General features: G+C 74.1%; 13 protein-coding genes. 7 read left to right on the plus strand and 6 right to left on the minus strand.

What is annotated here, in order from left to right; all coding sequences use genetic code 11:
- Positions 1-73: 73 nt before the first annotated feature.
- The 5 genes from OP18_RS32445 (at position 74) to OP18_RS32460 (ending at position 5,357) form a co-directional block, all read left to right on the plus strand.
- Entirely contained in the window at positions 74-1,666 is a 1,593-nt protein-coding gene (locus OP18_RS32445) for a M4 family metallopeptidase (protein ID WP_081971300.1), read from the plus strand.
- A gap of 235 nt (positions 1,667-1,901) precedes the next feature.
- Positions 1,902-2,060 carry a hypothetical protein gene (locus tag OP18_RS57810; RefSeq protein ID WP_156089953.1) on the plus strand — a complete coding sequence of 53 codons (159 nt, stop codon included), beginning with the start codon at positions 1,902-1,904 and terminating at the stop codon, positions 2,058-2,060.
- A 205-nt stretch (positions 2,061-2,265) separates the two neighbouring features.
- Positions 2,266-3,840, plus strand: a complete 1,575-nt coding sequence (locus OP18_RS32450) for an LLM class flavin-dependent oxidoreductase (protein WP_052387658.1) — start codon at positions 2,266-2,268, stop codon at positions 3,838-3,840.
- Between the two features lie 229 nt (positions 3,841-4,069).
- Positions 4,070-4,834: a class I SAM-dependent methyltransferase gene (locus OP18_RS32455; protein WP_033362922.1), complete on the plus strand. Its 765-nt coding sequence runs from the start codon at positions 4,070-4,072 to the stop codon at positions 4,832-4,834.
- A 19-nt stretch (positions 4,835-4,853) separates the two neighbouring features.
- A complete protein-coding gene (locus tag OP18_RS32460) occupies positions 4,854-5,357 on the plus strand; it encodes an LURP-one-related/scramblase family protein (protein ID WP_033362923.1) in 504 nt (167 codons plus the stop codon).
- A 3-nt stretch (positions 5,358-5,360) separates the two neighbouring features.
- Here the strand turns inward: OP18_RS32460 and OP18_RS59900 are convergent, their stop codons facing one another.
- Both OP18_RS59900 and OP18_RS32470 read right to left on the minus strand, forming a co-directional pair.
- Entirely contained in the window at positions 5,361-5,654 is a 294-nt protein-coding gene (locus tag OP18_RS59900; protein WP_033362924.1) for a hypothetical protein, read from the minus strand.
- Between the two features lie 96 nt (positions 5,655-5,750).
- Positions 5,751-6,320, minus strand: a complete 570-nt coding sequence (locus OP18_RS32470) for a TetR/AcrR family transcriptional regulator (protein WP_033362925.1) — start codon at positions 6,318-6,320, stop codon at positions 5,751-5,753.
- 96 nt (positions 6,321-6,416) lie between these two features.
- On the opposite strand from OP18_RS32470, the gene OP18_RS32475 reads away from it, so the two are divergent.
- Positions 6,417-7,355: an SDR family NAD(P)-dependent oxidoreductase gene (locus tag OP18_RS32475; protein ID WP_033362926.1), complete on the plus strand. Its 939-nt coding sequence runs from the start codon at positions 6,417-6,419 to the stop codon at positions 7,353-7,355.
- An 881-nt stretch (positions 7,356-8,236) separates the two neighbouring features.
- On the opposite strand, the gene OP18_RS32480 is transcribed toward OP18_RS32475, so the two are convergent.
- The 4 genes from OP18_RS32480 to OP18_RS32495 all read right to left on the minus strand — a co-directional run bounded on the left by OP18_RS32480 (position 8,237) and on the right by OP18_RS32495 (position 12,615).
- The gene (locus OP18_RS32480) at positions 8,237-9,130 is read right to left on the minus strand and encodes a hypothetical protein (protein ID WP_033362927.1); all 894 of its coding nucleotides are present in this window, start codon (positions 9,128-9,130) and stop codon (positions 8,237-8,239) included.
- Entirely contained in the window at positions 9,123-9,632 is a 510-nt protein-coding gene (locus tag OP18_RS32485) for an RNA polymerase sigma factor (RefSeq protein ID WP_033362928.1), read from the minus strand. Before OP18_RS32485 ends, OP18_RS32480 begins: the two co-directional genes overlap by 8 nt.
- A 115-nt stretch (positions 9,633-9,747) precedes the next feature.
- Positions 9,748-11,790, minus strand: a complete 2,043-nt coding sequence (locus tag OP18_RS32490) for a cell wall-binding repeat-containing protein (protein ID WP_033362929.1) — start codon at positions 11,788-11,790, stop codon at positions 9,748-9,750.
- Between the two features lie 120 nt (positions 11,791-11,910).
- The gene (locus OP18_RS32495; protein WP_033362930.1) at positions 11,911-12,615 is read right to left on the minus strand and encodes a TetR/AcrR family transcriptional regulator; all 705 of its coding nucleotides are present in this window, start codon (positions 12,613-12,615) and stop codon (positions 11,911-11,913) included.
- Positions 12,616-12,706: 91 nt separating this feature from the next.
- On the opposite strand from OP18_RS32495, the gene OP18_RS32500 reads away from it, so the two are divergent.
- On the plus strand, positions 12,707-13,570 hold the full coding sequence (locus OP18_RS32500) for an NmrA family NAD(P)-binding protein (RefSeq protein ID WP_033362931.1): 864 nt from the start codon (positions 12,707-12,709) through the stop codon (positions 13,568-13,570).
- Positions 13,571-13,581 lie beyond the last annotated feature (11 nt).

Consider the following 13,581-nt stretch of genomic DNA (forward strand, 5'->3'; position numbering starts at 1 on the left):
GAGACATTCATACCCTGATATACGTCGATGCGTGACGTCACCCGTCACGGATCGACCCATCCAGGGAGGGCCAGTGAGAAGAAGCATCGCGGCGCTGATCGGCGCCGTGCTCGTCACGCCCGCGGCGGCGACCCCGGCGTTCGCGGCACCGAGCTTCGAGGTGTCGGGCGGCGCCGTCAGCGCCGCCGACCGGGCGCTGCGGGTGCACGCCGCCGACGCGAAGGTCGCCGGCGGTGACGCGTTCCAGGTCTACCGCACCGAGGTCGACACCTCCGGCGCGGCCCACGTGCGCTACACCCGCACCTATCACGGCCTGCGCGTCTACGGTGGCGACGTCGTCGTGCACACCGACGCCGAGGGTGGTTACGCCGGCACCTCCAACAGCCTCGACGCGCCGCTGCGGCTCAGCGTCACCCCGTCGGTGACGGCCGTCGCCGCGCAGCGCACCGCGAAGGCGGCGTTCGCCGGCAAGGTGACCGCCACGCGCACACCGCAGCTCATGGTCGACGCCTCCAGCGGCACCGGCCGCCTCGCCTGGGAGAGCGTGGTCGAGGGCTGGGCGCCCGACGGGCAGACCCCGTCCGTGCTGCACGTCGTCACCGACGCGACCAGCAACGCCGTCCTCGGCTCCTGGGACGAGATCGAGACGGTGGCCGGCACCGGCAAGACCATCTACTCCGGCAACGTCACGGTCGACACGACGCTCAGCAGCGGCACCTACCGCATGAGCGACCCCTCGCACGGCAACAACACCGCCTGCGACATGAACAACCGCACGGCCGGCACCTGCACCGTGTTCACCGACGCCGACAACGTGTGGGGCACCAACGCCAACAGCAACCGCCAGTCCGCCGGCGCGGACGCCTACTTCGGCGCGGCGAAGACGTTCGACTACTTCAAGAACGTGCACGGCCGCAACGGCATCTTCGGCAACGGCTCGGGCGTGCCGTCGCGGGTGCACTACGGCAACGCGTATGTCAACGCGTTCTGGGACGGCAGCCGTATGACCTACGGCGACGGCTCCAGCAACGCGCGGCCCCTGGTCTCCCTCGACGTGGCGGGTCACGAGATGAGCCACGGCGTCACCGAGAACGTCGTCTCCGGCGGCCTCACCTACTCCGGCGAGTCCGGCGGTCTCAACGAGGCCACCAGCGACATCTTCGGCTCGATGGTTGAGTTCTACGCCAACACCTCCGCCGACCCGGGCGACTACCAGATCGGCGAGAAGATCAACATCCGGGGCAACGGGACGCCGCTGCGGTACATGTACAACCCGTCGCTGGACGGCTCGTCGCACAGCTGCTGGTCGAGCAGCACGAAGAACGTCGACGTGCACTACTCCTCCGGCGTGGCGAACCACTTCTTCTTCAACCTCGCCAACGGCACCGGCAGCACCGCCTACGGCACGTCGCCGGTCTGCGGCTCGGCGCCCGCGGTCGTCGGCATCGGCCGGTCCAAGGCCGAGCTGATCTGGTTCCGCGCCGTGAACGTGTATTTCACGTCCAACACCTCCTACGTCAACACCGCCAACCCGGGCAACACGGCCCGCGCGTACTCGCTGCGCGCGGCCGCCGACCTGTACGGCAGCTGCTCCACCGAGTACAAGGCGGTCAAGGCGGCGTGGACCGCGGTCAACGTGGCGGGCAACGACGCCGCCTGCCCGTAGCGGGCAGGCCGCGGGGCGCCGCCCGTCCGCGAGGCCGGGCGGCGTCCTGCGGGCCGCGTCAAGTGCGGCCTTCCTGCGGGCCGCGTCGGGCGCGGCCTTCCTGCGGGCCGCGTCGGGCCGCTTGATGGGGTTGCGCCGGATGGTGTGTGCCGGCCGGCGCGGAGGATGTGCGGGCCCGGTCACCTGGTGGCCGGGCCCTGTCGTTGTGTCGCCCGATCGGTCCTGGACCGCAGTGATGGCAGGTGGTGTGTTCGGCGCCGCGGTGGATCTGGTCCGGGGTTTCGGCCGTGCGTCTGCGGTCGGCCTGGGCGGCGACTGCTCCGTTGAGTGCGAGGCGGTCGAGGTGGCGTGGACCGCGGTCGCCGTCGGCGGCAGCGACGCCGCCGGCCCGTAGCGGGATGAGGCCGCCGCTCGTCCTTCAAGCGCCGTCCGCCCGCCAGGCCGGGTGGCGTCCTGCGGGCTTCGTCGGGCGCCTGGCGAGGTTGCCGCTGGTTCGTGCCTGCGGGCTTCGGCGCGGCCGTTGCGGTGTGTGTCACACCAGGCGGGCGGCGGCGGGCCGTGCCGGTGGGGTTTGATCGTCTGTGTGGCAGAATATCTGCATGACCGACTACGGACATGAGCTGCGCTTCGGGACGTTTCTGCCGGTGGAGGCGGCGACCGCTGGTGAGACGGTGCGGCTGGCGCTGCTCACCGAGGAGCTCGGGCTGGAGCTGACCAGCGTGCAGGACCATCCGTACCAGGCGCGGTTCCTCGACGCGTGGACGCTGCTGTCCGTGATCGCGGCGCGGACGACCCGGCTGACGGTGTTCCCGAACGTGGCCAACCTACCGCTGCGCCCGCCCGCCGTGCTCGCCCGGGCCGCGGCCAGTCTCGACGTGCTCACGGGTGGGCGGGTCGAGCTGGGGCTCGGCGCGGGGGCGTTCTGGGACGCGATCGCCGGCATGGGTGGCGAGACCCGCACCCCCGGCGCGTCCATCGAGGCCCTGGAGGAGGGGGTCCGGGTCATCCGGGCGCTGTGGAGCGACGAGCGCAGCGCCCGGGTCGACGGCACCCACTACCGGCTGCGGGGTGCCCACCCCGGGCCGCCGGCCGCGCACCCCATCGGCATCTGGATCGGCGGGGTCAAGCCCCGCATGCTCGGGCTCGTCGGGCGGGTCGCCGACGGGTGGTTGCCGAGCGCACCGTACGTACCGCCGCCGCAACTCGACGCGGCGAACCGGCGTATCGACGACGCCGCAGCCGGGGCGGGACGCGACCCGCGGGACATCCGGCGGCTGTACAACGTGGTGCCCGGCCAGGCGCCGCTGTCGGGACCGCCGAAGCTGTGGGCGTCGCAGCTGGCGGACCTCGCGCTCGAGCAGGGGATGAGCACGTTCATCCTGATGGTCGGCAACGGCGGGGACGCCGACCTGCGGCGGTTCGCCCTGGACGTGGTGCCGGAGGTGCGCGACCTCGTCGCCGCGGCCCGGGCCGGCACCGCCGCACCCGGCGACACCGCGAAGGGCACCGCCACACCTGGCGGCACCACAAAGGGCACCGCCACGCCCGGCGACGGCGGCGGCGGGCCGCCCGCGTCCGGCGCGGCGGCGCAGGTCGTGGCCGTGTCCGCGGGTGCCGCGCCGCGGGCCGTGATGCTGGACGAGTCGCAGCGCCCGACCGGGCCCGCACCCGACCCGGACGCGCCGCTCACGCCCGCGCAGCGGGCGTCCGGCCAGCACCTCGTCGAGGTGCACGACCACCTGCGGCAGGAGCTGGAGCAGCTGCGCGACCTCGTCGAGCAGGTCGCCACGGGCGGCGTCGACGTCGGCGACGCCCGTTCGATGATCAACACGATGACGATGCGGCAGAACAACTGGACGCTCGGTACGTACTGCGAAAGCTACTGCAGGGTCGTCACCACGCATCACACCATCGAGGACGTCAGCCTGTTCCCGCGGCTGCGGGCCGCCGACCCGCGGCTCGTGCCGGTCGTCGACCGCCTCGAGGCCGAGCACCACATCATCGCCGACGTGCTCGAACGCGTCGACGCGGCGCTCGTCGCCATGGTGTCGCGGCCCGACGGCATCGCCGCGGTCCGGGAGGCGGTCGCCCTGCTCGGCGATACGCTGCTGTCCCATCTGGCGTACGAGGAGCGGGAGCTCGTCGAACCCCTCGGCCGCCTGCGCATCTTCTGAGTGGTTCGCGCTCGGCGGCGAGCGGCGCCTGGCCGCGGTCAGCGCCAACCCGGTGACCACCGGCGCCGACGACCCGCCGGTGTACCTGGTCGACCCGGACGACGACGCCCGCGCGACACGCAGCCGGTACGCGGCGCGGTGAGCTGTCCGCGGGCTTCGACCACCCGCTGCCGCCGGACGCGTTCGGCGCGCTGGTCGGTGCCGGCTGAGCGGCTGGCATGATCGAGGGATGAGCGACGCCGCGGACGGCCGGCGGTTCGGTGAGGTCGCCGACGTGTACGACGAGGTGCGGCCCGGGTACCCGCCGCGGCTGACCGACGCGATCCGGTCCTATGTGGAGGGTCCACCGCGGACGGTCGCGGAGATCGGGGCCGGCACCGGGCACGGCACCGCAGTGCTGCTCGGGCTGGGTGCGCCGGTCACCTGTGTCGAGCCGGACCCGCGGATGGCCGCGGTCCTCGCCGCCCGGCATCCGGGGGTGCGGGTGGAGGTGGTGCCGTTCGAGCGGTGGAGCCCGCCGCCGGGCGGGGTGTCGCTGCTCGCGTGCGCGATGGCGTGGCACTGGCTGGACCCCGCGACCCGCAACCGCAGGGCGTTCGACGCGCTCGCACCGGGCGGGACGCTCGCCGTGTTCGGGCACCGGTACGCGTACGCCGACCCCGACCACGACGCCGCCGTCGGTGCAGCGTTCCGCTCCCTCGACGACGGCGGCGAGCAGCCCCCGGCGCGGCCGGACGGCTGGGCGCGTGACGACGTCACGGCGGCCGGGCTGTTCGGCGACGTCACGTTCGTACAGCTGACGCGGTCGCTGCCCATGTCCACCGCCGAGTACCTGCGGCTGGTGCGCACCTTCGGGCCGTTCCGGGCCCGGCCCCCGGCGCGGCAGCGGGCGGTGCTGGACGCCCTCGCCGCGACCCTCGACCGTCTCGGCGGCGGCACCGTGCTGGACCTGCGGACCAGCCTGACGCTCGCCCGGCGGGCGCGGGCGGCCTGACCGGGGGACAATCGGGGGCATGTATGTCATCAAGGAGCGGTTCTTCGACGTCGGTGAGGACTTCGACATCGTCGACGACTCGGGCCGGGTGGTCCTGCACGTCGACGGCAAGGTGCTGAGCCTGCGCGACAAGCTGGTGATCGAAGACCCGCACGGTGCCGAGGTGGCGTCGGTGCACCGGCAGCTGGTCGCGTTGCGGCCCACGTACCAGATCGAGATCGGCGGTGAGAAGGCCGCGGAGGTGCGCAAGAAGCTGTTCACGCCGTTCCGCGAGAAGTTCACCATCGACGTGCCCGGTGACGACGACCTGACGATGACCGGTGACCTGTTCGACCATGAGTACACCGTGGAGCGCGACGGCCGGGAGGTCGCCTCGGTGTCGAAGCGGTGGCTGAGCATCCGCGACAGCTACGCGGTGCGCATCGCCGACAACGAGAACCACGTGCTGATCCTCGCCGCGGTGCTCGCGCTGGAGCTGGCCGCCCAGCGGGAGAAGGACGAGGAGCGCAAGCAGGCCGACTGACGCTCAGCCGGTGCCGGTGCCGGTGCCGGTGCCGGTGCCGGTGCCGGTGCCGGTGCCGGTGCCGGTGCCGCAGCAGGCCTCGCAGCGCTGGTCGAGCCACTCGACGCGCCACCCCTGCAGCGCGAAGAACGCCGGCAGGTCGGGGGTCCAGTGGTCGCCGCCGGCGGACGGCTCGGCGATGTCGTCCACGAAGTAGACGATGAAGCCGCCCTCGACGGCCGCGACGTGCAGGAAGTAGCCCTCGTCCTCGCCGGCCACGATCCGGCCGAACCGGCCGAGCTCGATGTCTGGGGTCACCGCGCGGTGTCTTCCGTACGGGCGGGCCCGCCGTCCAGGTGCGGTGTCATCGCGCGGTGCCTTCCGTACGGTCGCGCCCGCCGTCCGTGTGCGGTGTCATCGCGCGGTGACGTCCGTCCTGGCACGCACGCCGTCCATGAGCAGGTCCAGCAGCCGGCCGGCCTGCTCCCGCTGGGCCGGCTCGCCGGTGGCGAGGCAGATGCCGTTGAGCGCGGTCAGCAGGTCCAGCGGGTCGACGTCGGCGCGCAGCGCTCCTTCGCCGGCCGCGAGCAGGTCACCGACCGCGGCGACGAGCCGCTCCCGGCTGTGCGCGAACGGTGTGCCACCCGCGGCGATCACCATCTTCAACGCGTCGGCCAGGCCGCGTTTGGTCGCCGCGTAGTCGACGAACCGGTCCATCCAGGCGCGCAGCGCACGGTCCGGCGCCTCCACGGCCAGCAGCTCCGGTACGGCGTCGCACAGCCGCGCGAGCTCCGTGCGGTACACCTCCTCGATGAGCGCCTCCCGGGTCGGGAAGTGCCGGTAGAGCGTGCCGATGCCGACGCCGGCGTGCTTGGCGATCGCGTCGAGCGTCACCTCGGGGGCGTTGGCGAGGGCGACGACGGCGACGTCGAGCAGGCGGGCACGGTTGCGCTGCGCGTCGGCCCGCAGCGGTCGCTGGGACATCACACCCCCGGGAGGTTGGCAAACGGAGGAAGCTCCGCTTATCGTGGAGGGCGGGTAGTGGAGGCTCCTCCACTTCCGATCGTACAGGGGGATCCCATGGCATCCATCACCACCGCCTTCACCCGCGAGTCGACCGCCGCGCAGGTCATCGAGGGCATCGACCTCACCGGCCGGCGGGCCGTCGTGACCGGCGGCGCCTCCGGCATCGGCGTCGAGACCGCCCGCGCCCTCGCCGGCACCGGCGCCGAGGTCACCCTGGCCGTCCGCGACACCGCCGCAGGCGACCGCACCGCCGAGGACATCGTCGCCACGACCGGCAACAAGCTGGTCCACGTCGCCCCGCTCGACCTCGCCGACCAGGCGTCGGTGCGGGCGTTCACCGCGGCGTGGGACGGTCCGCTGCACCTCCTCGTCAACAACGCCGGCGTCATGGCCGCGCCGCTGAGCCGCACGCCGGAGGGGTGGGAGCTGCAGTTCGCCACCAACCACCTCGGTCACTTCGCGCTCACCACCGGCCTGCACGCCGCCCTCGCCGCCGAGGGCGCCCGGGTCGTCAGCGTCAGCTCCAGCGCCCACCTGCGCTCCGACGTCGTCTATGACGACATCCACTTCGAGCGCCGCCCCTATGAGCCGTGGTCGGCCTACGGGCAGTCCAAGACCGCCAACGTCCTGTTCGCCGTCGAGGCGACCCGCCGCTGGTCCGCCGACGGCATCTTCGTCAACGCGGTGATGCCCGGCAGCATCCGCACCAACCTGCAGCGCCACGTCACCGAGGAGGAGCTCGCCCGCCTCCGCGCCGCGGCCGGCGGCGGCAGCGACTTCCAGTGGAAGACCACCGAGCAGGGCGCCGCCACATCGGTCCTGCTGGCGACGTCACCACAGCTGGAGGGCGTCGGCGGGCGCTACTTCGAGGACTGCGCCGAGGCGGCGCCGGCACAGGAGGGCAACGGCCGCCGCGGGGTGGCGGCGTATGCCCTCGACCCGGACTCGGCGGCGCGCCTGTGGACGGTCTCGGAGGCCATGCTGCGGCGCTGAGCCGTTCGGGGCGCGGGCTCTGGGAGCGTCGCGCGAAGCACGGAGGCGGTCGTGCGCTCTTGAGGTGGGCGGCCGCCGCCCTGGCCACGGCGCGCCGCGCCGGCGGCGGCCGGTGCTGCCCAGGGGAGGCGGGCGGCGGCTGCCCTGAGCCGTGCCGGCGAGGCCGTCGTGGTGTGCCGCGCCGCCCCGGCCGGTGCTGCCATCCGGCCGCGAAATCCGTGGAACGCGGACGGGCTTCGTAGCACGCGACGGGCGGGACGGGCGGTCGCCGTCCAGGGCTGCCATCGGTTGGTGGCGTCGGGGTGTGCGGCCGGTCGTGCTGCCGGGTCGTGTTGCGGCGGCCACCGCACCGTGGCGTCCGGAAGCCCGCCGCACCGCGGCACCGGAAAGGCTGCCGCTGCGTCGAGGCCGCCGTGGTGTGCCGCGCCGCCACGGCCGGTGCTGCCATCCGGCCGCGAAGTCCGTGGAACGCGGACGGGCTTCGTAGCACGCGACGGGCGGGACGGGCGGTCGCCGTCCAGGGCTGCCATCGGTTGGTGGCGTCGGGGGTGTGCGGCCGGTCGTGCTGCCGGGTCGTGTTGCGGCGGCCACCGCACCGTGGCACCGGAAAGGCCACTGCACCGTGGCGTCGGGAAGCCGCCGCACCGCCGCACCGGAAAGGCCGCCGCACCGTGGCGTCCGGAGGCCCGCCGCACGGTGGCGTCGGGAAGGCCGCCGCACGGTGGCGTCGGGAAGCCGCCGCATCGCAGCACCGGAAAGGCAGCCGCACGGTGGCGTCGGGAAGGCCGCCGCACGGTGGCGTCGGGAAGGCCGCCGCACCGGGGCGCCGGAAAGGAGTGGCGGCCAGCGGGGCGGTTGCCACGGCCGGGTCCATCGCTGGGCTATGACGGGGTGAGCCACTTGCGGAACGGGCCGATCACCGCGTCCGTCACGATCCGCACGTCGGCGGCGCGCGGGGTCGTGTGCCCCTCCGAGCCGCTGAAGTCGACCACCGTCACGACCGGGCCGATGCGGATGTACGTGGTGAACGAGGTGGCCTCGCCGGCGGGTTCGTCGGTGGCGGGGTTCAGCAGGGGGCGGGTCGACTCGACGCGGAACGCCTCGTCGCCCAGGTCGGGGAGGGGGACCACGACGCGGCGCAGGCGGCCGGCGGTGACCGGTTCGCTGGCGCAGGACGTGGCGGCGGCGCGCAGCCTGGTCATGAACGTCTCGGCCTGGCCGGGTTTGAAGACGCTGATGTTCTGGGTGATGGTCTCCGCCGACGTGCGCCCCGGGTCGCCGGCGTGGTGGAAGTGGGTCTCCCGGTTGCGCTGCACGACGACCTGGTCGCGGCCGGGCACGGCGGCTCCGCACGGAGCGGCGAGCGTGACCGGGCCGGTGTCGGTGTCGGCGACGTCGGACCGGTTCGCCGCCGGCAGCGCGAGCAGCGCAGTCGCCGGGATCGACGTCGGCGGCACGAACGCGGCCGAGGCGACCGGCCGGGTCGGCGACGCGGCCGAGCCCGGCGGCGGCGCGGCCGAACCCGAGGGTGACACGGCCGAACCCGAGAGCGACGCCGGCACCGACACCGCCGGCAGCGCGCCGCCCGACGGGGACCGCAGCAGCCCCCACGCCGTCCCGGCCGCCCCGACGGCCACGACGGTCACCGCCCCCGCCAGCAGCACCCGGGCGCGGGCCCGGCGGTCGGCGCGGCGGCGCAAGGCCTGCGGCGCGCTCAGCGGCGCGCGGTCGGCGTCGTCGGCGAGGGCGCCGTACAGGTGACCCAGCTCAGGCATCGTGCACCTCCACGCTGCGGTACGGGTCGAGGTCGCTGAGGATCTCGGCGAGCCGGTGCCGCCCCCGTGACAGCCACGACTTGACGGTGTTCGGGGACGCGCCGACCTCCTGGGCGATCTGCTCGACGGTCAGGTCGGCCAGGTAGTACAGCGCCAGCGCCTGGCGGTGCCGGGGCGGCAGCTGCCGCAGGGCGGCGCGCAGCAGCACGGCGTCCTCGCTCGGCGGGCCGGCCGGCTCCGGCGGGCCGGTGCGGGCCGCGACGCTGAGCCAGCCGCGGTGCCGCCGCCACCGGTCCGTGGAGAGCCTGGTCACCACCAGGCGGATCCACGACTCCGGCGACGGGTGGACACTGACCGTGGCCCAGCGCCGCCAGGCACGCGCGTACGCCTCCTGGACGATGTCCTGCGCTTCGGCCCGGTCGGTAATCACCGCGTAGCCGAAGCGCAGCATCCGTCCCGCCGTGGTGCGGTAGAACTCGTCGAATGCCTGTGCGTCCCGCACGTGCCCCCCGTCGCCCTCTCGTCGTCGGCCCCGCAGCGAGTAGCCCCGACGCGCTGGTCCTGCTATGGGTACGGACGACACCCGCGCCAGGTTGCGGCGACAGGGGCGGCGGTGCTCAGACCCGCGTCGGCCGTTGCGTGCGGGCGCCGGGCAGCTCGGCGCGCACGTCGCCGCCGACCGCGCGCTTGCGGGTGTCGGCGGTGGTGAGCGACCGTTTCGCCGCGGTGAGGGCCGGCCGGTAGGTCTCGGTGTACTCGCGGTACGTGGCCTGCGCTGGCCCCGAGATGGCCGCGCCGAGCGGCGTGACCAGGGTGCTCTTCAGTGCGAGGGGGCCGCCGAGGAGCACGGCGTACTTGATGGAGGCGCTGGTGCGGTTGAAGTACGCCTCGGTCTGCGGGCTCAGCGTGCCGGGGGTGGACAGCAGCAGCGGCCCGAGGCAGGAGCCGACCATCGCGCCGCCGGTGAGGGCGTCGAACCAGGTGGAGGCGGTCGCCACGGCCGCGGTGCGGGGGCCGCTGAAGAAGAACTCGGCGACGGCGACCGCGGTCTCGAACTCGGTCGCGCCGTACACCGGCCAGTACTCGAGGGAGCCCCACGAGGGCATCTGCCCGTGCTGGTACCCGCCGACCAGGGCCCGCGCGCCGGGGCCGCCGACACCGATCATCATCGTGCCGGTGTACGGGTCCGGGTCGAGGGTGTTGAGGTACGCGGCGGTCGCGCCCGGCATCGTGTCGCCGGCGGTGAGCACGATGACGGTGCCGGGGTTCGCGCCGGCGGCGGCGCCCGCGGCGAGCGCGTCGTAGTACTTCAGGGCGGTCGTGACGATGACCGCGACCGGGTTCGGCGTGATCTCGACGGCGATGGCGACCGCGGTGTCGTACTCGCTGTTGCCCCAGAGGCGCTTCACGGTGTACCCCATCTGCGTCACCTGCTGCTCGATCAGCGCCGACAGGGCGAGGGTGCCGCCGAGCAGGTAGACGGTGCCGGTGTCGCCGAGGACCCGCTCGATCTCCGCGCGGGTCGCCGGGTCGAGGCTGCCCTTGCCGGTGATGAGCAGCGGGCCCTCCTTGGCCACGGCGAGCGCCGAGCCGCCCAGGGCGTCCTGGTACATGTCGTCGCGGGACAGCACGACCACCTTCGCCTGCGGGCGGATGCCGTCGTCGACGCCGCGGTCGGCCCAGTTGTAGCGGGACGTGGCGATCGCCGTGCCGAGCGCGGTCTGGCCCCAGACCCGCTCGACGAAGTTGCCGGTGACCGGCTGCCAGGTCGGCTTCGCGACGAACTCGGTGAGGTACGTGACCTGCTTGGTCTCCACGTCGATGCGGGTCAGCGTGGGCATGCCGGTGCTGGCCGGCTGGGACGTGAACAGCAGATACCTGCCGTCCGGCGACCAGACCGGGTACCGGTTCCAGAAGCTGCCGCCGACGAGGGCCTCGGTGGTGAGCTGGACCTCGTTGCCGCCGCCGGCGTCGCAGATCCACAGGTGCCGGGTGCTCGGCGCGCCGAGCGTGAGCCGCTCGAACGCGAGCTTCGCGCCGTCGGGGGAGAAGTCCGGCGCCGAGCCGTTGGTGACGATCTTCGTGGTCTTCTTCGAGGTGTCGACGCGGTAGATGTCGCCGTGGTCGACGTACGTGCCGTGCACGTACACGATGGTGCCGTCGACCGACACGGCCGGGGCGAAGTCCTTGAGCCCGTCGTCGGGCACGCTGAACACCTGGTCACCGGTCTGCCAGCTGCCGTCGGTCGCGGTGTAGCTCAGCCGGCCGTACGCGGTGTAGAACAGGAACCGGCCGTCGGCGGAGACGACCGGCTCGCCGACCTCGCCGCTTCCCCAGGGGAACTCGAAGCGCCCGGAGCCGTCGGCGCGCACGGACACCGGCCCGTCGGCGGTGCCGAAGAAGAAGCGGCTGCCGTCCGGCGCCCAGCTGCCCGAGCCGGCGCCCCCGGTCGGGTCCGCGGCGAGCAGCTTCGCCGACGTGCCGTCGGCGTTGGCGATCCAGTAGTCGCTGCCGACCCGGTAGGTGATCTTCCCGAGGGCGCCGGGCAGCGCGGCCCGCGCCTCCCGGCCCGGCAACGCGATGGTGGGTGCGGCGGCGGCGGCGACGGCCGCCGCGGCGGCGCCGCGCATGGCGGCACGCCGTGAGAGCTGGAACGACACTGGTGGTTCCTCCCCGTGAGGCGACCGCCCGGCGGCGGCCACGGCGCAGTGTAGATCGCCGGTGATCACCGCACCATGGGCCTCACGGACCCCATCGGCCACATGGACCTCGGGTCGCTGTCACGCCGTGCCGGCGGCCCGGTCCAGCCACTCGCCCAGCAGCGCGCGCTCGGCGCCGGTGAGGCCGGGCAGCCGCGGTGCCACGGCGCGCAGCGCGACGGCGGCGGCGGTGGTGTCGCCGGACGGCAGCACCGGCGCCTCGGTGAGGACGGTGCGGGCCACGGTGTCGTACATGGTGGCGGACAGGGCGGGGTCGCGCTGCCGCGGCGGCGTGGCGAGCAGCGTGAGCACGGTGCCGGTGCCGGCGGCGTGGATGAGCTCGACGGCGCGGCGCTCCGGCACCCGCAGGCGGCCGATCGCGGCGACCCGCCGCACCCGCGCGCTGAGCACGGCCAGGCCGGCCGCGGCCGCCGGTGAGCCGCTGCGGGCGGGGTTGACGAGCAGGCCGAACAGCGCCGCGTTGGCCAGGCCGAAGTCGATGTGCGCGTCCCACCCGGCGCGCAGGTCCGCGACCGGGTCGCCGTCCTCGGCGACGGTCTTGCCACTGACGTAGGTGGCGAGCACGTGCTCGGCGACGGCGTCGAGCAGCGCGTCCTTGTCCTCGAAGAACCGGTAGATGGTCGGCGCCTGCATGCCGGCGGCGTGCGCGACCGCGCGCGTGGTCACCGCGTCGGCACCCTGCTCGCGCAGCAGCCGCGCGGCGCTGTCCACGATGCTCGCCCGGGTCCTGCTCCGGCTGTCGCCGACCGATGTGCCGTCCGTCATGTTTCCGATGGTAACGCAGCCTTGCTATCCGCGTTGCTAACGCTGATAGCATCAGCGAGGAAACGGCGTTAGCAACGAAAAGGACGGAACCATGATCATCGTTACCGGAGGCACCGGCCGGCTCGGCGCCGGCATCGTCGAGCGGCTCCTCACCCGGGTCCCGGCCGACCGGGTCGGCGTGAGCGTCCGCGACCCCGAGCGGGCCGGGGACCTCGCGGCCCGCGGCGTGCGCGTGCGGCGCGGTGACTTCACCGACCCGGCGTCCCTGGCGGCCGCGTTCGAGGGCGCCACGCAGGTGCTCATCGTCTCGACCAACCAGACCGGCGAGGCGGCCCTCGCGCAGCACGTCGCGGCCGTCGACGCCGCGTACCGGGCGGGGGCCGGGCGCATCCTGTACGCGAGCCATCAAGGTGCCGCGGCGGACTCGCTGTTCGCGCCGATGCCCAACCACGCCGCGACGGAGCGGCACCTGGCCGGCGCCGGCACCCCGTTCACCGCGCTGCGCAACGGGTTCTACGCCGGCACCGTCGAGCACCTGCTGGGCCGCGCCCTGCAGACCGGTGACCTCGTAGCGCCGGCCGACGGGCCGGTGTCGTGGACCGCGCACGCCGACCTGGCCGAGGCGGCCGCGGTCATCCTCGCCGAGGACGGCGCCTTCGACGGCCCGACGCCGCCGTTGACCGCCCCGGTCGCCCTGGACCTCGAGGACGTGGCCGGGATCCTCACCGACCTCACCGGCCGGCCGGTCCGCCGGGTCGTCGCCGGCGACGAGGAGTGGGTCGCGTCGCTGACCGCGCACGGTGTGCCGGCCGCCCAGGCCGACCTGCTGCTCGGCATGTTCCACGCGTCGCGGCGGGGCGAGTTCGCCAGCACCGGCACGGACCTGGAGCGGCTCATCGGCCGCCCCGCCACGACGCTCCGCGAGGTCCTGGCGCCCGTGGTCGCCGCGCGCTGAGGAGGGCGCCG

This window comes from Dactylosporangium aurantiacum, assembly GCF_000716715.1.
Lineage (GTDB): Bacteria > Actinomycetota > Actinomycetes > Mycobacteriales > Micromonosporaceae > Dactylosporangium > Dactylosporangium aurantiacum.

Excerpts from the sequence above, each read along its gene's own strand:
- OP18_RS32455 (WP_033362922.1), top strand. The coding sequence starts at position 4,070 with ATGAGCGACGCCGCGGACGGCCGGCGGTTCGGTGAGGTCGCCGACGTG.
- OP18_RS32470 (WP_033362925.1), bottom strand. The coding sequence starts at position 6,320 with ATGTCCCAGCGACCGCTGCGGGCCGACGCGCAGCGCAACCGTGCCCGC.
- OP18_RS32475 (WP_033362926.1), top strand. The coding sequence starts at position 6,417 with ATGGCATCCATCACCACCGCCTTCACCCGCGAGTCGACCGCCGCGCAG.
- OP18_RS32500 (WP_033362931.1), top strand. The coding sequence starts at position 12,707 with ATGATCATCGTTACCGGAGGCACCGGCCGGCTCGGCGCCGGCATCGTC.
- OP18_RS32495 (WP_033362930.1), bottom strand. The coding sequence starts at position 12,615 with ATGACGGACGGCACATCGGTCGGCGACAGCCGGAGCAGGACCCGGGCG.
- OP18_RS32460 (WP_033362923.1), top strand. The coding sequence starts at position 4,854 with ATGTATGTCATCAAGGAGCGGTTCTTCGACGTCGGTGAGGACTTCGAC.
- OP18_RS32450 (WP_052387658.1), top strand. The coding sequence starts at position 2,266 with ATGACCGACTACGGACATGAGCTGCGCTTCGGGACGTTTCTGCCGGTG.
- OP18_RS57810 (WP_156089953.1), top strand. The coding sequence starts at position 1,902 with ATGGCAGGTGGTGTGTTCGGCGCCGCGGTGGATCTGGTCCGGGGTTTC.
- OP18_RS32480 (WP_033362927.1), bottom strand. The coding sequence starts at position 9,130 with ATGCCTGAGCTGGGTCACCTGTACGGCGCCCTCGCCGACGACGCCGAC.